The organism is Bacillus sp. CPT56D-587-MTF (genome assembly GCF_058792335.1).
Genome location: NZ_JBYTEF010000003.1, coordinates 56,061 through 77,898, shown reverse-complemented (window position 1 = coordinate 77,898; position 21,838 = coordinate 56,061). Strand labels below are relative to the sequence as shown.

At 35.3% G+C, this 21,838-nt stretch carries 12 protein-coding genes and 5 pseudogenes; 11 read left to right on the top strand and 6 right to left on the bottom strand.

All coding sequences use genetic code 11. The annotated features are described in order from the left end of the window. Position 1: 1 nt before the first annotated feature. A pseudogene (locus tag AC3WVZ_RS31980) lies at positions 2-188 on the bottom strand (hypothetical protein); the annotation flags it as partial. A 450-nt stretch (positions 189-638) separates the two neighbouring features. Here AC3WVZ_RS31980 and AC3WVZ_RS31975 point away from each other — a divergent pair. Beyond that, positions 639-896 (top strand): annotated as a pseudogene (locus tag AC3WVZ_RS31975) (DDE-type integrase/transposase/recombinase); the annotation flags it as partial. A gap of 79 nt (positions 897-975) precedes the next feature. Here the strand turns inward: AC3WVZ_RS31975 and AC3WVZ_RS31970 are convergent. Both AC3WVZ_RS31970 and AC3WVZ_RS31965 read right to left on the bottom strand, forming a co-directional pair. Beyond that, entirely contained in the window at positions 976-2,487 is a 1,512-nt protein-coding gene (locus AC3WVZ_RS31970; protein ID WP_176116733.1) for a spore germination protein, read from the bottom strand. Positions 2,488-2,640: 153 nt separating this feature from the next. After that, complete coding sequence (locus AC3WVZ_RS31965; protein ID WP_233936862.1) at positions 2,641-3,348, bottom strand: IS6 family transposase; 708 nt, start codon at positions 3,346-3,348, stop codon at positions 2,641-2,643. Between the two features lie 94 nt (positions 3,349-3,442). Here AC3WVZ_RS31965 and AC3WVZ_RS31960 point away from each other — a divergent pair. The 3 genes and pseudogenes from AC3WVZ_RS31960 to AC3WVZ_RS31950 all read left to right on the top strand — a co-directional run. After that, a pseudogene (locus AC3WVZ_RS31960) lies at positions 3,443-4,072 on the top strand (transposase); the annotation flags it as partial. 798 nt (positions 4,073-4,870) lie between these two features. Beyond that, positions 4,871-7,285: a binary toxin-like calcium binding domain-containing protein gene (locus AC3WVZ_RS31955; RefSeq protein ID WP_233936863.1), complete on the top strand. Its 2,415-nt coding sequence runs from the start codon at positions 4,871-4,873 to the stop codon at positions 7,283-7,285. A gap of 98 nt (positions 7,286-7,383) precedes the next feature. Beyond that, a complete protein-coding gene (locus tag AC3WVZ_RS31950; protein WP_078187774.1) occupies positions 7,384-8,802 on the top strand; it encodes an ADP-ribosyltransferase in 1,419 nt (472 codons plus the stop codon). Between the two features lie 224 nt (positions 8,803-9,026). On the opposite strand, the gene AC3WVZ_RS31945 is transcribed toward AC3WVZ_RS31950, so the two are convergent. After that, entirely contained in the window at positions 9,027-11,237 is a 2,211-nt protein-coding gene (locus tag AC3WVZ_RS31945; protein WP_425594324.1) for a Tn3 family transposase, read from the bottom strand. 287 nt (positions 11,238-11,524) lie between these two features. Between AC3WVZ_RS31945 and AC3WVZ_RS31940 the strand changes: the two genes are divergently transcribed. Both AC3WVZ_RS31940 and AC3WVZ_RS31935 read left to right on the top strand, forming a co-directional pair. Next, the gene (locus AC3WVZ_RS31940) at positions 11,525-11,794 is read left to right on the top strand and encodes a transposase (RefSeq protein ID WP_098139883.1); all 270 of its coding nucleotides are present in this window, start codon (positions 11,525-11,527) and stop codon (positions 11,792-11,794) included. 245 nt (positions 11,795-12,039) lie between these two features. Next, positions 12,040-12,462: a DDE-type integrase/transposase/recombinase gene (locus tag AC3WVZ_RS31935; RefSeq protein WP_233936925.1), complete on the top strand. Its 423-nt coding sequence runs from the start codon at positions 12,040-12,042 to the stop codon at positions 12,460-12,462. A 94-nt stretch (positions 12,463-12,556) separates the two neighbouring features. Here AC3WVZ_RS31935 and AC3WVZ_RS31930 read toward each other — a convergent pair. Together AC3WVZ_RS31930 and tnpC (AC3WVZ_RS31925) are read right to left on the bottom strand one after the other, a co-directional pair. Continuing rightward, a pseudogene (locus tag AC3WVZ_RS31930) lies at positions 12,557-13,711 on the bottom strand (IS4 family transposase); the annotation flags it as partial. Positions 13,712-13,824: 113 nt separating this feature from the next. After that, positions 13,825-15,228, bottom strand: coding sequence for an IS66 family transposase (gene tnpC / locus AC3WVZ_RS31925; RefSeq protein ID WP_100910632.1), 1,404 nt, complete (start codon positions 15,226-15,228; stop codon positions 13,825-13,827). Positions 15,229-15,601: 373 nt separating this feature from the next. On the opposite strand from tnpC (AC3WVZ_RS31925), the gene AC3WVZ_RS31920 reads away from it, so the two are divergent. From AC3WVZ_RS31920 to tnpC (AC3WVZ_RS31900), 5 genes and pseudogenes are all read left to right on the top strand, one after another. Further along, positions 15,602-16,360, top strand: coding sequence for an ABC transporter ATP-binding protein (locus AC3WVZ_RS31920; protein ID WP_078188053.1), 759 nt, complete (start codon positions 15,602-15,604; stop codon positions 16,358-16,360). Next, positions 16,347-18,323: an FtsX-like permease family protein gene (locus AC3WVZ_RS31915; RefSeq protein WP_233936924.1), complete on the top strand. Its 1,977-nt coding sequence runs from the start codon at positions 16,347-16,349 to the stop codon at positions 18,321-18,323. Before AC3WVZ_RS31920 ends, AC3WVZ_RS31915 begins: the two co-directional genes overlap by 14 nt. Positions 18,324-18,374: 51 nt before the next feature. Next, on the top strand, positions 18,375-18,707 hold the full coding sequence (locus AC3WVZ_RS31910; RefSeq protein ID WP_078188051.1) for a YxeA family protein: 333 nt from the start codon (positions 18,375-18,377) through the stop codon (positions 18,705-18,707). A 384-nt stretch (positions 18,708-19,091) separates the two neighbouring features. Next, positions 19,092-19,382: pseudogene (locus tag AC3WVZ_RS31905) on the top strand (IS4 family transposase); the annotation flags it as partial. Positions 19,383-19,484: 102 nt separating this feature from the next. Next, complete coding sequence (gene tnpC, locus AC3WVZ_RS31900) at positions 19,485-20,888, top strand: IS66 family transposase (protein ID WP_100910632.1); 1,404 nt, start codon at positions 19,485-19,487, stop codon at positions 20,886-20,888. Positions 20,889-21,838 lie beyond the last annotated feature (950 nt).

The window sequence follows — 21,838 nt, the reverse complement described above, 5'->3', positions numbered from 1 at the left end:
ACTAGTAAAATTTAAAAAAGACACCGAAAGGTGGCTGAGTAGTTACGATTTTAAGTACCCTGAATAACTCCTGTAATTCCTTGCACGCCACAAAAGAGAAATCAAGAATGTGACTTCTCTTTTGCTTATATAGCATGAATCGTTTCGATTCCTTTCAATGTACGTGAAGCATGGCGAAGATTTTGAAAGGAATCAAAATCCACTTATTGATTACCCTGAATGGGTTCCGCAAATTTGGAACTCATACTAAAATATTTACATAATCGCTAGTACGTTAAACCCCTTTGAAAAACGATTTCAGTTTTTCAAAGGGGTTTAACGTACTAGGGTTTCTTTGCCCATCCCCCGAAAATTTAGGGAATCGATTAGGAACCCTGATTTTCCTAGTTTAGAGCACTCCCTATTTATCCTCCCTAAATTTAAGTAACACGAGAAACAGAGGACTGTAACAAAATCATCGTTATATCATGAAATCGAAAAACGTGAGCTACTGAGGAAAGTTTAACTTTTCTGTATTTATCTTTGTAAATAGCAATACTCAAATATCCCCGAATTGAGTAAGATAGACGGATTCAGAGACATTCCTCTGTATAGAATTAATCATTAATGTACCCTTTGGGGGATGGGCAAAGATCCCCAAATTGAAACATAACGGCTTTTATGTGCATACGAAACATTGCACCGTTAAGCATCTAAATAACCTTATCGAACAAGATCATAGACATATCAAGCGATGTTTTGTTAAATCCGCAGGATTTCAAAGTCTTCGCCATGCTTCACGTACATTGAAAGGAATCGAAACGATTCATGCTATATATAAACAAAAGAGAAGTCACATTCCAGACTTCTCTTTTTCGACGTACAATGAATTACAAAAATTATTCAGAACTGCTTAAACTACAGCCGTATTTTGTAAGCCGGTTTATATTTTTTCAAATTTTGCAACAGAACCCTTGAGAAGTAGAAATTTTTTTGTTAGTCATTCGGTTCATTTTTCACCCTTCTTTTTTTTAAGTTGATACGCTTACGATTTTGAGTTTTAAAAATAGAATTTCGAAATATATTCTTTTGTATTGGGAGACGGATGAAAGTATCTTTCCAGTCTTGAGATTGATAATGAACAAAATACCCTAAATAATTCACTCCAAAATTTTGCAATTTTACAAGATGGGCACATAAGAAAAGAAATGCAAAGATAATGCCATATAGCCCGAAAATGGCAGCACTTATAATGAATAAAAAACGTAATAGTCGAATAGAAAGACCTAATCCATATTGTGGAATAGCAAAAGAACATAATGCGGTTAAAGCAACTACCACGACCGTTACAGGACTGACTAGCCCGGCTTCTACCGCAGATTGTCCAATAACAAGCCCTCCAACAATGCCCACTGCTTGTCCTCCCGCTTTGGGTAACCTGATTCCAGCCTCCCTTAGACATTCAATGGTACAGGCCATTACAAATGTTTCTATAAATGTTGAGAAAGGAACGCCGCCTCTACTAGATTGAATAAAGATAATCAATTGCCATGGAATAAGACCTGGATGAAAAGAAATAAAAGTGATGTATAAGCCTGGTAATAGTAGTGCCAATAAAAAACAAAATAAGCGTAATAAGCGGAATGCCGTTCCAATCCACCATCTTTCCGTATCATCTTCAGGAGTATGTAATAATAATGCCAAGGTAATGGGAGTGAGTAAAACAAATGGTGAACCATCTAAAATAATAGCAACTTGTCCTTTTAGTAGACCTTGTATAACCCGATCAGGTCTTTCAGTCTGTATCATCTGAGGGAATGGTGAATATGAGTTATTACTAAGAAGTTGTTCTAAACAGCTAGTGTCTAAAATATCATCTATGTCGATAGCACAAATTCCTTCAGTTATTGCGGTTACGAATTTTTTGTTTGTAAGATGATCTAAATAAACTACTGCCACATCACGTTGTGTTTGCACACCTATTGATGATTTTTGTATAGATAAATGGGAAGATTTAAAGTTTCGTCTTAACATAGATACATTAATAGACAGTATTTCTACAAAGCTTTCTTTTGAGCCATGTATGTTACTTTCAGTTGTTGGCTCAGAAATCGCTCGATTCATTATTTTAGAAGTACCTAAGATAAAAGCGATGTCCATATTTTCTAATAATAATACACAGGAACCAGCGAAAAGATGAGAAATGATAGTATCTAATTCAGAAACAATTTGGATATCGCATAATTCAATACGGTTTGTAACGGTAGATACAGTGATATTTTCGTTTTTAGATTGGGGTTTGATTGAATGTTGTAATAATGGGCGCAAGACATAATCTTGCAGCATTTGTACATCTGTGATTGTTTTTAAATAAATCAAAACAGCTTGCCGTGAAAAATCTGGAATATCAAATTCTCGGTATGTGGTATCAAAATTAGATGATAATCGATATTGTAAGTTTTGCAAATTGAGACTTAAATTACAAGATAATGTGGGTGGATGTTGCATAAAATCATGCTTCCTTTTTTGTATATTCATTTATGATATGTTTAGATATAAATTAGTATGTGACTTACTTGGTGTTTTATACCATTCTGGGTTCTGGTGCAAATAAAGGATACATTCCCAAAAAATAATGAGGATTCCTACTGGAATCATTCTTTACGCTGTTAATCCAAATAATTGATGAATAAATTCTTTTTGATTGCGAACAGACTGATTCTGTAAATCCACCTGTTCTTTTTTTATCATGTGCATGGCTTCTACTCCCGCAAGCATACATGTAGCTGTGCCAAAAGATTTAAAACCTAACATAGAGCGTACACGTTTTTTAATGAAGCGATGGTCTTGCTCCACTACGTTATTTAGATATTTTATCTGCCGAATTTGAGTGCCTAACGGCACTTTTTTCTCGTTCTTTAATTTGGTGATAGCAACTGGATAAGCAGGATTTTTATCAATTGTAATTGTACGAGGTTTTGAGGCATGAAAAGATTGCAAAGCTTTCTTAAAGAATCGCTTTGCAGCCTTATGATTTCTAGTTTTACTAAGATTGAAGTCAATCGTATTTCCTTCAGAATCAACCGCACGGTATAAATACATCCATTGCCCTTTTACTTTTATATACGTTTCATCCACTCGCCATGAATCATTTGTTTGTTTCAGATGACATCGGATACGTTTATCCAGTTCCGGTCCGTATTGATGGACCCAGCGCATAATCGTTGTATGTGCTAAGGATAATCCTCTTTCTTCCATCATTTCCACCAAATCTCGAAAACTTAGATTGTACCGTAGGTACCAACGTACAGTTAATAAAATTATATCTGGTTGGTAATGCTTCCATTTAAACAAATTGTCCTTTTTCATACTGATCACATCCCTTTTGTAGAGTAATCGTATCCGTATGTCCCAAATTAGAAGATTACTTGCAATTAACCTAACTTTTTTGCACCAGAACCGGAATGTTTATGTAGGAGGTCAAAAGGTTTTGTTTGCACGCCTCGCTTTGTATCGTCTAACCGAAAAGCAATTATGGGAACGACAGAAAAAACAAATGGAGAATGAAAAGAAAAAAGGAAAAGCGTATTCTAAGAAAAGCAAAATATTATCTGGAATGAATGTATATGTAACAAACACTCCGTGGGAGTGGGTTTCGACGAAGCAAGTCCATGAGCTACATTCTTTACGCTGGCAGATAGAAATTGTTTTTAAAACATGGAAATCATTGTTTGATATAGATCATTGTCGCACTGTCAAACAGGAACGAATAGAGTGCCATTTATATGGGAAACTAATTGCTATTTTTTTATGTTCTTCTACTATATTTAAAATGCGCCAACTTTTGTTACAGAAGGAACAAAAAGAATTAAGTGAATATAAAGCGATGGGAATGATACAAGATTATCTATTGCTGCTATATCAAGCTGTACAGAAAAACACCCAAGAGATAACAAAGCTTCTAATTCGTCTGTTCCACCTTCTACAACAAAACGGACAAAAATCTCATCGATATGAGAAGAAAACGGTCTTTGATATCATGGGTGTTCATTATGAGTATAGTATAGCTAGGGAACAACAGAAAGCTGCATAGTTTTAAAAATAAAACTCGTTAGAGTTTATTTAGCATGCGTACTTTTAAGAATAATCAATCTGTTGAACAGTTTGTAGCTCTTTTCAAGGTAATTTCATTTTATTTGTTCTCTTAAGTTGATGGGCATGGCGTAAACTCAGCATCTTCGAGCGAATCAATATTTTTGTAATTTACAGGTATTTTTCATGTTTTTGGATCTTGAAATTGGGTTTCTTTGCCCATCCCCCGAAAAAGGGGAATAAGACAAAATATACCAATTGTGTATTAACCGGTGTATTGTATAAGTTAATTTAGTTATGTACTATTAAAAAATGAATCCAAACATGTTTGGGATTCATTTTTATTTTTTTACAGCAAATATTTAAAATTTCACTTGTCACAAAAATGGACGTTTATGTGACAAAATCGATTAGTAAGGTTAATCCTTCAGTTGGATTAAGAAAACTCATGGTTGTCATACATATAGTTGTTTTACCAGCATCAAATGGTCCAGGTAATCCAAAACGTTAACTGCTATTAATTTGGAATATTTTGTATCCCCTCCTTTTCGGAGGATGGGCAAGAAACCCCAGATTAGATTCATTTTGTATAAACATATCGTTTTGCCTCGTGGATAAGTGGAATCCATATGATTTATTTGTATATAAAAGTATTATTTTACAGTAAACTACGTTTAATAAAGGTTATTTTCTTTTATTTCGTTCTTCCCTGTTCTTGTTATAATTGGACTGAAAATGAAGACGGATGTTATCTACATGTTCTCTTCATTTACATGTCGAACAGAAGGGAGAGTAAAAGATGAAGATAAAAAATATATACAAAGTGTTGGCGACCACCATGCTAGTAAGCCAACTCATGGGTCCCGCGATTTCATATGCAGCTACACAGGATCCTAGTGAACAAACCAAAGACCCAAAAGAAGTGAAACATGGTTTGTTAGCAAATTATTATACAGATGATGCATTTCACAATTTGACTATGTTTACAGTTCAATCTACAGGGAAAACGCAACTCAATACAGAAACGCTACAGGAGGCCTTATCGAAAGATAAGCAACAGTTCCAATCTGTACGTTGGATGGGCTACATTCAACCGAGTGAAAGTGGCGAATATGAATTTTCTACATCAGATGATTCACATGCAACCATTCAAATCGATGGGAAGGTAATTGTACAAGATGCTCCCATGAAAGAAAAGATGACCCTAGAGAAAGGGAAAACATATGCCATTACGGTAGAATATCACACAGATAAAAATGTAGCTTCACAATTTGAGATGTTGTGGTCTGTGAATGGAAAAGAAAAAGAAGTTGTGCCAGAAAATAATTTAGTCTTACCTAATTTTTCTAAGGATAAAGTTAAACAATTTACAATATCATCCAAAAACAATGTCATGGCAGATGATGATGGGGACGTTACAATCGATTCTGATGATGATAACATTCCAGATGATTGGGAAATAAATGGATATACGGTGAAAAACGGTCTCATTGTAAAATGGGATGACGCGCTGAAAGCACAAGGGTATACCAAATACAAATCGGATCCACTGAATAAACATACTACGGGAGACCCTTATACAGATACTGATAAAGTGTTAGATCATGTGGATGGTGGTATTTTATCAGAAGCAAAAAATCCTATTGTGGCTGCTTTTCCAAAAGTAGGGGTCAATATGGAAAAAATGATACTAACAAAGAATCAAAACGTGTCTCATGATCAAGGGGGGACGGAAACAAATGAATCAAGTCATACCGTTGGAATCTCCACTACAAATAGTACGTCGGAGTCAAATACAATAGGGGCCTCTGTATCTGCTGGCTATCCGTGGTCTGTTTCTGTATCAGCAACTTATTCTCATGATTATACGACGAGTGTATCTGTAGATCAGTCGAATTCTAATACAAGTGGGCATAGTGATGGAAAATCATGGAGCGAAACATTAGGAATTAATACAGCTGAAGCCGCCTTTTTAAATGGAAATGTGCGATATGTAAATATTGGAACTGCGCCCATTTACAATGTAAAACCTACGCTTAATTTTGTTGTAGGAGAAGGCTCTTCTGCACCGACTATCGCAACCGTTATGGCAAAATCCAATACAGTAGCAAACGTGTTAAACCCTGGTACATTTTATCCGTCCACAACACAAGGTCCAATTGCTTGGAATACGATGGATGATTTCAATGCACAGCCTATTAAGTTGAGTTATAACCAGGTACAACAAATAGAACAGGGTGATCCTTTACAAATTCAAACGACACAAACATCTGGAAACTACAAAACATACAATTCAGATGGAGATGCAATTGTGGATGATTCGCAAAAATGGGAAAATGTTATGAACGATATTGAAAATAAAACAGCAGCTATTACGATAAGTACGATCAATGATACGAAAGAAAGGTACATTTCAGCTCGAAAGGCAGCAAACTATGACCAGCAAAGCCAACCAGAAATAACTTTAGGAGAAGCCGTAGAAACTGCGTTTCCAGGAGCAAAAATCGATGGGGATAAGATTATATATCAAAACGTCAATCCAGAAGTTATGAGGATTGGGATGGATCGTCAAACATATGATGAGATACACAATCAAATGAGCCAGACAGGGGATGAAAATATCTATCATGCCAAATTAAAGCAAGGTATGAATATTTTATTCTATCAACTACTGGGTATTCAAAAAGATATAGATGGAAAAACTTATTATTTCAATAATGATGGGTCCAAAAAAACTGGCTGGTTTACAGATAGTAAGGGGAAACAATATTACTTTGATGAAAAAAATGGTGGTGCGGCAGCGAGTGGCTGGTTTAGAGCTAAAGATCAAAATACCTATCCATCAGTTCAATTTAATCATAATTATTATTTTCTTGAAGATGGTACATTAGCTAAAGGAGTACAATCCATTGATGGGATGATTTGTCAATTTCAATCCACTGGTCTATTAAGTGGTCTATTAAAATATGTAGGCCTACAGATGCCATTGAGTGAATTAAGAAATAAAAAAATTACACTCCTACCAGCTGATGAATCTGCTCATCAGATTCTAATCCAGGTGGCAAGTCGTTCAAGCGGGGTATTACAACATGTATATGATTCTCCTGGTGAGAATGCCCTAGGTGAAGTATCACTAGCTGACTGGCTCCCTAAAGATCTGCCAGATGAAAATTATGAGGTAGCAATTGTTTATAATAATACTATCGCTCCCTAAAGATCTGCCGGATGACCTGTATTCGGGAACCATGCTTTATAGATAGTCATAGCAATCCGATGTAGGAAGGTAGTAAGACGAAAGGAGTTATATAAATAATGAAACAAGGAACGATATATAAGGTTTTAGCAACAACCGCGATAGCTGGACAAGTACTGTTGGCGCCGCTTTCAGCCTATGCCGAACAGGTGTTACCTGAAACGAAGCCAACCACAGTGCAACAACAGTCGCTTCCTATGAACCTTGAATCCGCAGGCGGGAATACGGTGCGTGTAACGGCGGATGAAATAGATTTAGATCAAAAACCAGAAAAAGATGTAAAAAGTTGGGAAGACACCGAATACAAAAAAGTAGAAAGTTCACTCTCATCAACAGAAAAAACGAAACTCCGTGACTATATGAAAAACATAGAGGAAATGAACCGCTATGTAAAAGATCATATTTATACGTATGAGTATGACCAAGATACGACGTTAAATAAGTCCATTGAGGATGTAGAGAAAATATTCACAAAGTCTTCTTTGTCTCGTCCGATGGCTGTATATAAGGAGGAAACACCTGAAACATTTGGTTTTTCAGAAAATTTGTACAAAAATGACAGCCCATCTGAAATTTCGTTAGAAAATATAAACAAATTTAAAGAGCAAATTGTAAATCAAACATATAGATTAGATGGGTATACTAAGACAGATCTTACTAGTGGGAAAAATGCAAAGAATCCGATTATCCTTTGTTTACATTTACCAGCCGGTACGCATGCGATGTTGTATAAACCCGAAGAACTTGCTGATATGAATATGTTATTGAAAGATGGTTATGGTATAAAACCTGAAAATGTAAAAGTGATAACGAAACAGGGGAAACAATATGTAAAAGTGGATGCTACAGTAATAGAACCTTTAGATTTTAAAGATGATGCATCAAAAGCGAAAGAATGGGGAGAGAAGCAGTATAAAGCATGGGGAGAGAATTTAACAGAAGACCAAAAAACCAACTTGAATGGGTATATGCTGGGGCAAGAGTATAAAGAGATTAATAAATATCTGTGGGAGCAAGGGCCGGAAAAAAACCCTAATCCAGATTTAGATAAAAAAATTACAAGTATAGAAGGGGCGCTAAAAACGGAACCGATTCCGGAGGATATCACAGTGTATCGTAGAATGGGTGCGGCTGAATTTGATATGTCTTTAACAGACCCAGCTTATAATTTTAATAATCCTGAAAATGTGAAAGCATTCCAAAAAAAATGGGAAGGACAAATAAAAGAAAATTTAGGGTTTCTGAGTACGTCTTTATCCAGTGAAAAAGTAGGAGCTTTTGCAACAAGAAAATTCATATTACGTTTACATGTATTAAAGGGAACGCAAGGTGCTTATGTATCGGGATTAGAAGGTTATCAAAATGAACTCGAAGTCTTATTAAATCCTGGATATAGCTATAAAATCAATAAGATTACTTCTATTATAGATAAAGGGGTTACAAAATTAGTGATAGATGCAAATATTATTCCAAAGTAAAACTGGTAGTAAGTTTGTACCACTCTCTTTTAGGGGGTTCTAAAAGAGATTGGTTGCATATAGATAATAATGGCCTATAAGAGTATCTATCATATTACCAAATATGGGAGTGTGAATGGACCAATAGGGGTCACACGACCGAAAAAAGAAAATTGTACGTTAAGGAATATTTTTACATATTATTAAGGGGTAAAAACACAGAGAAAATAATTTTCCCTGTGTTTTTATTTTTGTTTTATTCTATTTTTCCGTAGTGGCCGTAAGTTTTCAAAATTCAATTCTTGATTTAAATTCCAAATATAATCTCCTGTAAGTGCGATATGTTCCCAACCTAATGGAGAGATGTGCTGAATATATTCCTCTGGAATATGAATACCATTATTCCGTAACGTTTCAATTGCACGAGAGATATAGATAGAATTCCAAGTTACAATCGCAGAAATAATGAGTTGAAGTCCACTTGCACGATGCAATTGATCTTCATAGGATCGGTCACGAATTTCTCCTAATTGATTAAAAAATACAGCTCTAGCCAAAGAATTTTTACTTTCGCCTTTATTTAATTCAACCTGAACTTTTCTTCTGTGTTCAGGATCTTGTATCCACTTTAACATATATAAACTTCTTTCTATTCGGCCGATTTCACGAAGTGCGATAGATAAACTATTCTGTCTAGGGTAAGATGATAATTTTTTTAAAATCAGGGAAGCTGTAACGGTTCCTTGTCGTATAGAGCTAACTAAACGTAATATTTCATCCCAATTTTCACGTATTTTCTTTACCTGAATTGTTCCGCCAACCATGAAGTTAATATGGTCATATATTGTTGGAACAGATAATGTATATATTTTATGATTATCAATCGTTTTAATTCGTGGTGAAAAGCGAAACCCTAACATATGGCACATTCCAAATATATGATCAACAAAACCCGCGGCATCTGTATAATGTTCTTCAATTTGCAAATCTGTTTCATGATACAGTAGCCCATCAATAATATGTGGTGCCTCTTCTGAGGAACTAATAACTTGGACATAAAATGGATGATATTGATCTGATATATGTGTATAAAAACTTAATCCTGGGTCATGACCATACTTACCATTTACTTGTGCTAGGGGACTGGAAGTCCCACCGGCACGAAAAAATTGTCCATCTGAAGATGAAGTAGTGCCCTCTCCCCAATAGGAAGAAAAGGGTTGTTTATGATGAAAATTTGCAATATCTCCAAGTGCTTTCGTATAGCTTTCATCTCTTATATACCAATCTGCTATCCAAGCTAGCTGAGAATATGAGATATTTGGACAAGCATCAGCCATTTTACTTAATCCTAAATTAATTCCATCTGATAAGATAGCCGCAAATAAAATTGATTTTTCTTTTGGAGCCTTTTGAGTGTGAAGATGAACAAAGTGTTTGCTAAACTGTGTCCAAGTATCTACTTCTACTAATAAATCTGTTAATTTAATACGCGGCAATAAGTCATACACAAGCCGAGTAATTTCTTCTACATCTTCTGGAACCATCTTTTTTAGAGAAGCGACTTGTATTTTACCTCCATATATCGTTACACCGTGCAAATCTTGATTTGCAAGTAAACAATTGACTTTTGAAAGCTCTATATCTAATTGTTCAAAGCGTTTGTTTAAATATTTCTCTACATCCTCTGTAAATTCCAGGGGGATTTGTTGTGTTTGCTTCATGTGCTGCCAAGTATGGGGTGGTAAAAGATACTCTTCAAAATCTTTATATTGCTTGCTGCCTTTTACCCACATATCACCAGAACGAAGGGTATTCAATAACTCTGAAAACACACTAAATTCATAGTAATGTCGATTTATTTTATCGTCTTGGTACACATATTTCATCCATTTAGACTTTATAAAATCGGTCGGTACATTATCAGGTATTTTTCGTTTTCCAGATTGATTGGCTTCTTTTAATATTTCTAATGCTTGTAATACAGTTTGGCTGGTTGAAGAAGCTTTAAACACATATCTATTGAGTAAACGCGGAGCCATTTTACGAAAATGTCCATAATGATTATCGAGCAAATCTAGATAATCAAATTCTATTGGTCTAGCTAAGCTTTCAGCCTCATGTACAGAGTGGATAAATTTCTCCCAAGATATAATAGATTGTACAGCTTCGAAAGGATCTGTTTCTAATTCTTTTGCTTCAATTAATGCTTTTCCTATTTCGACATAAAGTCTAACTTTTTCATTTATTGATTTCCCATCCTTTTGAAATAGTTTATTATGTTTATTTTCTCCACGGTTAAACATTCGTCCCATTAGTTTTGCAAACATATCTAAACCTTGATCAGTTAAAAAAGCATAGATATGGATAAGGAATGCCATGATCGTTGCATATCGTTTCCTCTCATTAAACCTAGATAAATGTTGTATAGAATAACGAGAGCCCTCACGGACCATTTGTAATAATCTATTCTGATGAATTTCTTTCCCATTATCTAAATGGTAAATCTAAACTTTGAATAAACTCTAATCGATCCAAAATTTCATGGGAATTTTTAAGCGCTATAACCCCCGGTGGTTGACGTAACCAGGATAAAAGTGAACTTTTGTTCTCTTCATGAGTATAAAGTAATGTATCTAGTTGTTCGTATTGATAAGAAGAAAGTCCTTTCGTTAAATAAGGTGGTACAGTAAAACTGGAACACAGTATAGGGATAAATTATTCTATATAAGAGGTGTTTCAGATGAAAAAACAGTATGATGAAATGTTTAAAAAACAATGTGTAGAATTGGTGGTTAAAGAAGGGCGTACAATTTCGAGTATTCAAAGAGAATTTGACCTAGGAAACGGGACCTTAAATGCATGGATAAAGAAATATTCTTCCCCATTTTTGGATAATGAGAAATCTGATATGGAAGAACTACGTTCTTTGCGGAGAGAAATCCAGGCTTTAAAAAAGGAAAATGAATTTTTAAAAAAGGCGGCAACCTTCTTTGCCAGCAACCAAAACTAACACGCTTTCAATTTATCAGGCAATATCATCACATATTTGGAGTGCGCTGGCTTTGCCATCGATTACAAGTTTCTGTTAGTGGTTTTTACGATTATACTCATCGTAAGCCCACTGAAAATCAGAAAAAACGTAAAAAGACAGCGGCTTATGTTGTCATGCAATTTAAATGTTTAAAAGGTAGAATGGGCTATCGAAAACTGTACCGTTACCTTGTAAATAAAAACGTAATGGTGAGCTTATTTCAAGTGAGACAAGCTTTATGTGAAGCTGGATTAAAGTCAAAAGTTGTCACCTATTATAAGAAAAGAAAGCACGAACATCATACATTTCCAAATGTATTAGAGCGATCCTTTAAACCTGGCAAGAAAGACGTTCCGACTGTTGTATGTGATATCACAGAATTTCGTTTAATGAATGGGATGAAAGTATATTTTTGTGCCGCATTAGATATTAGCACCCGTCGGGTGCTTGGTTATTCGTTGGATACTCACCAGGATGCTCAATTAGTAAAAGACACAATTCAGCAAGTTAAACAAGCTTATGAAAGTCAAAAAAGAATCCTATTTCATAGTGATCAAGGATCTCAGTTTGCCAGTTATAAGGTTACTGATTTTTGTAATCAGGGGTACCGCCACATGCCCATCAACTTAAGAGAACAAATAAAATGAAATTCCCTTCAAAAGGGTTATAAACTGTTCAACAGATTGATTGTTCTTAAAAATCCGCATGCGAAATAAACTCTAACGAGTTTTGTTTTTTAAATTATGCAGCTTTCTTTTGTGCTCTAGCTATACTATACTCATAATGGACACCCATGATATCAAAGACAGTTTTCTTCTCATATCTGTGAGATTTCCGCCCGTTTTTCTCTAGAAGGTGGAACAGGTGAACCAGAAACTTTGTTATCTCTTGGGTGTTTTGTATGGCTTGATAGAGGAGAAATAGATGATCTTGAATCATTCCAATCGCTTTATATTCACTTAATTCTTTTTGCTTCTTCTGTAACAAAAGTTGGCGCATTTTAAACATGGTAGAAGAACATAAGAAAATAGCAATCAGTTTCCCGTATAAATGGCACTCTATTCGTTCTTGTTTAACAGTGCGACAATGATCTATATGAAACAATGATTTCCACGTTTTAAAAACTATTTCTATCTGCCAACGTAAAGAGTATAGTTCATGGACTTGCTTCATCGAAACCCACTCCCACGGAGTGTTAGTTACATATACATTCAACCCAGATAATATTTTACTTTTTTTCGAATATGGTTTTCCTTTTTTCTTTTCACTTTCCATTTGTTTTTTTCGTCGTTCTCGTAATTGTTTTTCTGTTAGACGATACAGAACGAGTCGGGCAAACAAAACTTTTTGATCTCCTACATAAACATTACCTACTTCATAAGTTTCACCAGGTAACAAGCGCTCCATCATCATTTGCAAGTTGATTTTTACATATTCTGTCTGTTTTTTGAGTGCACCATTATGAAAAAATGTAGGATTAGGATTTTTGATATATACATTTGAATTTAACTTTAAGCGTGAAATAAAATATGTTCCCCGTTGATCCATTTGATCTAAATCCTCTAATGAAAAATACCCTAAATCACGAATACATAAATCGCCTGGTCGTAACGTATCTAAACATTCTGTGCCGAATGTTTTATCATTATTTTTTCCAGGCCCCACTTGAAAATTAAGAAATTGTCCACTATGTAAATCATATTCTAATTGAATTTTGATTCCAGCTGTTTGCGCACATCCACCTGAACCAGGGTATATATGCTCCAACGTATTAGGTACCTGAAACATGGTGGCATCCATGATGCGAATGCGTTGAAAATGAGCAAGAAGTTGATTAGAAATGTGAGTCTGTTCACAGATTTTTTGTTGTAATAACAAAGAAAAGATATGTTGTAACTACTCAGCTTCTTCAAATAAAAAAACAGGCCAAATACATGTTTCCGATTCGAAAACATGAAAAGAAAATACTCCAATCAGAGAAAGAATCTATGCCAAATAGAGAAATTCTCTTATGAAGTCGTGTTATTCCAAGGAACCGTTCTAGTTTCTATGACTTGGTTTATCGCTTGTAAGACCGATTGTTTTTGTTTTTTCATGGTACTCATAAAGCTTCGTATCTGACAAAAAGATTCTGCGCCTTTCTTACTTCGGAAAGTCCCAGACACTTTCTGTTTTACTTTCGTCATCCGAATATCCCGTTCTGCTTGATTGTTATCAAATGGAATGGCTGGATGTTCTAAAAACGCTAGAATTCTGTCAGAATACTTGACGAAGCGATTCCATAAATTTTGAGAAGGCGTCTGCTTTCCTTTCTTCTTTTGTTTCGTGGAAAGAATCTGTTGTTCTTTCAATATGGATTGATACATAATAAACAGATTCTTTTGCGTCGCTTTTGGCATGGTACCTTCGGATTGCTTTTTCATCGTCAACGCTTGCGTTAGAAATTTCTGCATCTGTTGTGCCCATTGTTCTCCAGTACTATCTATAATTCCTTGTAAATCTCGTAAGAGATGGGCATTACATAAAACGTGACGACAATCTGTATACGCATCATACGATTTCCAACCATCATGCATCGCAATTCCAGAAAAAGATGGCAAGATTTCTCCAGCATCCATTGCTTCTTTTCCACGTTTTTGATGAATATGTTGCAATGTCACCTCCGGTGTACTGGCAGTATGTAACCATTGTGTTTTGTTTTCTACACGCATACCAGTTTCATCAAAATGGACAACAGGAGACTGCAGAATCTTTTCCTTTACTTCTTTTATGAATGGCTGCAATTGAGAAGCGAAAGCCTGTGTATGATTTACCAGGGTTCCTTCGCTTATAGAATGTCCAAAACAATCCTGAAAGAATTCTTTTGTTCGCTTCAAAGAAATGCATTGATAATGCGTTAAATAGGGAATCAGTCTTTTTATATTTGGACCATATTGAACAGGACGAGATACTGTCGAAGGAAATTGGGCTTCTTGGATAGAATGGCAATGTGGGCATTCTTTCTGTTCTACTTTATGTTCTGTCACTTCGATCTGAATAGGTGGTAAGTCATACACTTGGCGAATGCGATACCCTTTTACAGGCTCGTGGTTCAAGGAAGTATGACAACAAGTACAATATGTAGGAGAATGTGTAATCGTATGATCTGGAGTCGCTGTCAAACCAAGAGTATGTCCCTTGTGGCCCAACTGGCCACCCGTTTGACGATGAGACGGTTTGCGCAAACTTTTTGTAACGGGCTTACCCAAACCATCTGTAGAAGGTGGCTTATGACTATTTTTGGAGTTTTTTTTTGAAGCATTTTCTAGTTCTTGTATACGTTTTTCTAACTTAGAAAATGTTTCTTCAAATAAAGAAATAACAGCTTCAGGTCCTTTTTTATATGTATCTAAAATAATTTTTCGATCGACCATAAGATTCACCTCCCCTGTTTGATATACTCAGTATTTACAAATGGGAGGCATATGAAACTAGTAAAATTTAAAAAAGACACCGAAAGGTGGCTGAGTAGTTACAAACTTTTGTTGAAAAATTTGCCACAGAAGCTTTTTTATTTTGGGCCTTTTATCAATAGCCTTACAAATATGTAAGGCTACTGTAAGGGGAGTCGATATTTTACTGTATGTTGTATAGGCTATAATTACAATGCATATTCACATCATAATGGCGAAAGGAAGATAGCGATATGTTAAAAGTGTTAAGTGTCCTTGGAATAATGGGAATTCTTTTCAAATGCAGACTTCGCATTGGAGAAGAATCCCTACAAGAAGGGGTGAGGGAAATAACATGAAAACCATACTAGAAGGAACACAGATAAAAAAAGTATACAGTACAGGTGGAACTACATTTAAAGCGTTAAAGGGAGTCGATTTACAGATTCAAGAGGGCGAATTCGTTGGTATTATGGGACCTTCTGGATCCGGTAAAACGACTCTTTTAAATGTTCTTTCTACTATTGATCAGGCAACAAGTGGCGAAATCTTAATTAATGGAAAAAATATTGTAAAAATGAATGATGATACACTAGCATTGTTCCGGCGGAACCATTTAGGATTCATTTTTCAAGACTATAACTTATTAGATACACTTACGGTGAAAGAGAATATTGCATTACCTCTAGCATTATCTAAAGTAAAGGCGACTAAAATTAATCGACGTATACTTGAAATAGCGAAAAAGTTTGGTATTGATCATATTTTACATCAGTTCCCCTATCAAGTGTCTGGTAGGCAAAAACAACGCTGTGCTGCATCTCGTGACCCAAGTATGATTTTTGCAAATGAGCCAACAGGGGCACTAGACTCGAAATCAGCCACAGATTTATTAGAAAGTATACAAGCATTGAATGAACAAGACAGTGCCACCATTTTATTGGTCACTCATGATGCATTTGCGGCTAGTTATTGTAAACGCGTCATCTTCATTAAAGATGGCGAAATATATAAAGAATTGTTCCGTGAATCCCTCAGTCATCAACCATTTTTTCAACAAGTCGTCAACATCATGTCGGAGGTCTCTGGAGGTATGGTAGATGACATTATTTAGTATGGCTATTCGGAATCTACAGCGGAATTTCAAAGGACACTTTGTATACGTTGCGTCCATGATTTTTAGTATTATGATTTATTTCGTATTCAAAACATTGCAATATAGCTCACAAGTTGAACAAGCAACCAGTGCCGGAATACGAATCGGTCAAGGAATAGGAGAACTTTTCAAAATTTCCAGCGTTGTGCTCATCATTTTTGTAGCTATATTCATGATTTATTCAAATGAATTTTTCATCAGAAAGCGAAAAAAGGAAGTGGGCTTATACTCTTTGTTAGGCATTCGTAAAAAACAAATTGCGCGCATGTTATTTGTTGAGAACATGCTGATGAGTTTGTTTGCTTTACTCATCGGTATCGGTATTGGGGGCTTACTGTCAAAGGGATTTCTCCAATTACTAGCACACGTAACAGGACTTGAATTGAATATGCATATGGAGATGCCATTAGCAGCGATTATGGATACAGCCATTATTTTCTTGTTGATTATGAGTTATACTTCATTACAAGGTTATCGTGTCATATATCGTTTTCCCTTAATTGAATTGTTTTCTGCAGAACGTCAGGGTGAGGCTATGCCAAATGGTTCTATACCTAAAGCGATATGTTCCATCTTCTTAATCAGTTCAGGCTATTTTTTTGCATTAATGTTTATGAAAACGGTACAACATACAGGACTGGGTGCTACAGCTGCTCTCCCCATTGCGCTATACATCTTACTGGCCACTGTGCTGGGTACATTTTTACTGTTTCAGTTCTTTACTGTATTTGTTTTACAAAAAGTGAGAAATAAGAAGTCTTCTTTTTATAATGGCATACATATCATTACTACTTCCCAGCTATTGTATCGGATGAAAGGGAATGCGAAATCACTCGCGGCTATTACAATACTTAGTGCGGTTACACTCACAGCCGTGAATAATGCTTGTATCATGTATTATAATACTTTTAAAAACGCGAAAGATAATGCCCCGTACAGTTATTCTTATGAAAAACAGGGTGAGGCGTTAGATGCGAAAGTGAATACAATTTTAGAGGAAGAAAAACAAATCCATCCAGTCATGAAACAATTTGAACTCGAAATGATTCCTTGGAAGGGAGACTCAAAAGAACCATATCACTTGATGTCTGTATCCTCGTTTAACAAGATTGCGAAATTAGAAAAGAAGTCTTTGCTTACATTAGCTAAGGATGAAGCATTTGTAATTGAGGGAAATACAAGTGTGGATCCATCGCGTACAGAGCATTATTTTACCAATAGAAAAGATACACTCACGTTCCATCAAGAAAAACACGAAGTAACGATTAAAGGCGCAACGGTACAGCGTATCACAAATTTAGGGGAATTAGTACTTGTGATACCGGATCAATTATATAACCAAGCAAAGCAGGTAGGCGAATTACGCATTGTAAAAAATATGAGTGTAAAAGATGAGAATGATAGTGCTGTGTTGACAGAGAAATTACAGAAAATCATACCAATGCCAGTAACAGATCCTATCTCATCGGGCCCTGAACTTCTGAATTTTGAAAGTTTTTACATGCAATATCACATGGGACTTATGATGAATGGCTTATTCATCTTTTGTGGTTTCTTCTTAGGACTTGTTTTTTTACTGGCCACAGGTTCTATTATTTACTTTAAACAAGTAGCAGAAGCTCATGCAGATCGTGAACGATATACGATACTTCAAAAGATCGGGGTTACAAAAATAGAAGTGAAAAGAACGATTGCAAAACAAATGGGTTTTATCTTCAGCATGCCCTTGTTTGTAGGGATTTGTCATAGCATAGTAGCTACTTTAGGAGTAAAAGAAGTATTAGGATCTTCTCTACTAGGCGGAAATCCTATGTTTTTCACACCATTAATCATTAGTACAGGGGTGTATAGTTTGATCTATGTTATCTATTATTTTTTAACTGTTCATTCTTATTATAAGATTGTGAGCGTAAAGGAATAGGGATACAATAACTATCCTAACCATACAATTTTAAATATTTGGAGGCATTTCATGAAAAAATATATAACAGTTCTCGGTTTTGTACTCATGTTAAGTGTATTTTCGGTTGGATGTCACAGTATTAAAAAATGGGGAACAGATTCTTATTACGTACAAATTACAACAGATGGACAATTACAAGATAATCACCGTTACGAGTATAGGTTACAGGGATTTAATGAGAAAGGTACAGAAAAAGAAATGGTATTTGATGCAGAGAGAAAACTTAAAAAAGATGCTTTTTTAAAAGTGTATTACGATAAAGATAAGGGCGTAAAAACGTGGGAAGAAGTAAAAAAAGATAACATTCCAGAAAAAGCAAAAATAAACTTAGGTGTACAATAATACTCTCTAAGATCTACAAGGAACACTCATGATGTAAGAAATACCATACGCTTCTTTCTTTATGGAAGGAGCGTATTTTTTGCGCAGTTGAATATATGTAAGGGAGGATGTTCTTTATCAATTGAAATACGTCTCATCCAATTTCAAAAATACATGTGTATATTTTTCCCTCCAAAATATACAAGAAATAGATACTAACACCCATTACCGATTCCCTACGTAAATACGGAATCGGTAAAATGTGTCCAAATTGTGTCCAAACGTACAATTTTCCCGAAATGGTATGGTGAGGCCATGCCCATCAACTTAAGGCTTTTTACTACCCCAAAGTACAAAAAAACGTTATTCTTTCTTAATAATCTATGAGAAAGGGTGACGTTTTTTATGAATCTCTTGCTTCAAGAGGAGTTACAACCATTTGCAGAAGAATTACAGCGCTATATCACACCTGATTTTTTGGAAGAACTAGCAAGAGAGATGAAATTTGTAAAAAGAAAACGCAAATTTTCAGGGGCAGATTTAGCTACCATTTGTATTTGGATTAGCCAAAGGGTGGCCAGTGATTCTTTAGTCCGATTATGTAGTAGGCTTCATGCAGTTACAGGTACTGTACTTAGACCGGAGGGCTTAAATAAACGATTTAATGAAAAATCAGTGTTATTTTTAAAACATATCGTAACTACTCAGCCACCTTTCGGTGTCTTTTTTAAATTTTACTAGTTTCATATGCCTCCCATTTGTAAATACTGAGTATATCAAACAGGGGAGGTGAATCTTATGGTCGATCGAAAAATTATTTTAGATACATATAAAAAAGGACCTGAAGCTGTTATTTCTTTATTTGAAGAAACATTTTCTAAGTTAGAAAAACGTATACAAGAACTAGAAAATGCTTCAAAAAAAAACTCCAAAAATAGTCATAAGCCACCTTCTACAGATGGTTTGGGTAAGCCCGTTACAAAAAGTTTGCGCAAACCGTCTCATCGTCAAACGGGTGGCCAGTTGGGCCACAAGGGACATACTCTTGGTTTGACAGCGACTCCAGATCATACGATTACACATTCTCCTACATATTGTACTTGTTGTCATACTTCCTTGAACCACGAGCCTGTAAAAGGGTATCGCATTCGCCAAGTGTATGACTTACCACCTATTCAGATCGAAGTGACAGAACATAAAGTAGAACAGAAAGAATGCCCACATTGCCATTCTATCCAAGAAGCCCAATTTCCTTCGACAGTATCTCGTCCTGTTCAATATGGTCCAAATATAAAAAGACTGATTCCCTATTTAACGCATTATCAATGCATTTCTTTGAAGCGAACAAAAGAATTCTTTCAGGATTGTTTTGGACATTCTATAAGCGAAGGAACCCTGGTAAATCATACACAGGCTTTCGCTTCTCAATTGCAGCCATTCATAAAAGAAGTAAAGGAAAAGATTCTGCAGTCTCCTGTTGTCCATTTTGATGAAACTGGTATGCGTGTAGAAAACAAAACACAATGGTTACATACTGCCAGTACACCGGAGGTGACATTGCAACATATTCATCAAAAACGTGGAAAAGAAGCAATGGATGCTGGAGAAATCTTGCCATCTTTTTCTGGAATTGCGATGCATGATGGTTGGAAATCGTATGATGCGTATACAGATTGTCGTCACGTTTTATGTAATGCCCATCTCTTACGAGATTTACAAGGAATTATAGATAGTACTGGAGAACAATGGGCACAACAGATGCAGAAATTTCTAACGCAAGCGTTGACGATGAAAAAGCAATCCGAAGGTACCATGCCAAAAGCGACGCAAAAGAATCTGTTTATTATGTATCAATCCATATTGAAAGAACAACAGATTCTTTCCACGAAACAAAAGAAGAAAGGAAAGCAGACGCCTTCTCAAAATTTATGGAATCGCTTCGTCAAGTATTCTGACAGAATTCTAGCGTTTTTAGAACATCCAGCCATTCCATTTGATAACAATCAAGCAGAACGGGATATTCGGATGACGAAAGTAAAACAGAAAGTGTCTGGGACTTTCCGAAGTAAGAAAGGCGCAGAATCTTTTTGTCAGATACGAAGCTTTATGAGTACCATGAAAAAACAAAAACAATCGGTCTTACAAGCGATAAACCAAGTCATAGAAACTAGAACGGTTCCTTGGAATAACACGACTTCATAAGAGAATTTCTCTATTTGGCATAGATTCTTTCTCTGATTGGAGTATTTTCTTTTCATGTTTTCGAATCGGAAACATGTATTTGGCCTGTTTTTTTATTTGAAGAAGCTGAGTAGTTACAAAAGTTTTTTTATCTTCATTTCATTGGAAATGTGAAATTTTATATTCTAAAATAAGGGTCATTCCAACTAAAAAGATGATGCCTATGTAGTGAATCGATGGAATAAGGATACAACATAGAATGACTTCTAAGCATAGGGTACTTCTTTTTAAAACTTCGTAATTTAATTTTTTTTTGTCATATAAAGAACAAAGAAATTGTAGATTCGGATACACCATATAAAAATTCCATAATAAGAGCGCGGGTAAACCAAACAAACACAATTCAATTATAAATATATTTGTCATCATTGTATCTAAAGCATGGTTGCCACTAATAAAGATACCTGGAAGAGCTAAGCCAAGTATGAGTACAGTAATAGGAATAATAAAAATATAATAATCGATAAGGAATGTGAAGGGCTGAATGTAAAGATGTTGTTGTTTTCTCCATCGAGATGATTTGAAATAAATAAGAACATTTACGATAAAAAATAGCAAGATAAAGAGTAGTGGCAATATAATTCCTCCTGATGAATGATATCTTCTCAATTTTTTCTTTGCTCTATAAGTATACAAGCATGTTTCAAATAACAGAAAGTTACTTCTTTTGTGTACAGAAAATTGTCGTTTTTGTGACATACAGAACGAAAAAGACTAAGATTTAAATACATCCACAACTAATATGGAATCCTTTATACCAATACTTTTTTTCAAGGAGTGGAAAAAACATTTGTGAATTGCAACATTTTTAATGGCCTTTGCGAACCCATAACTTGTTTTGTTTTTTTAATTTTGTATTGCTATAATTCAAAATGTAGCAACGAATGTTCTACTACAAATACCCAAACATC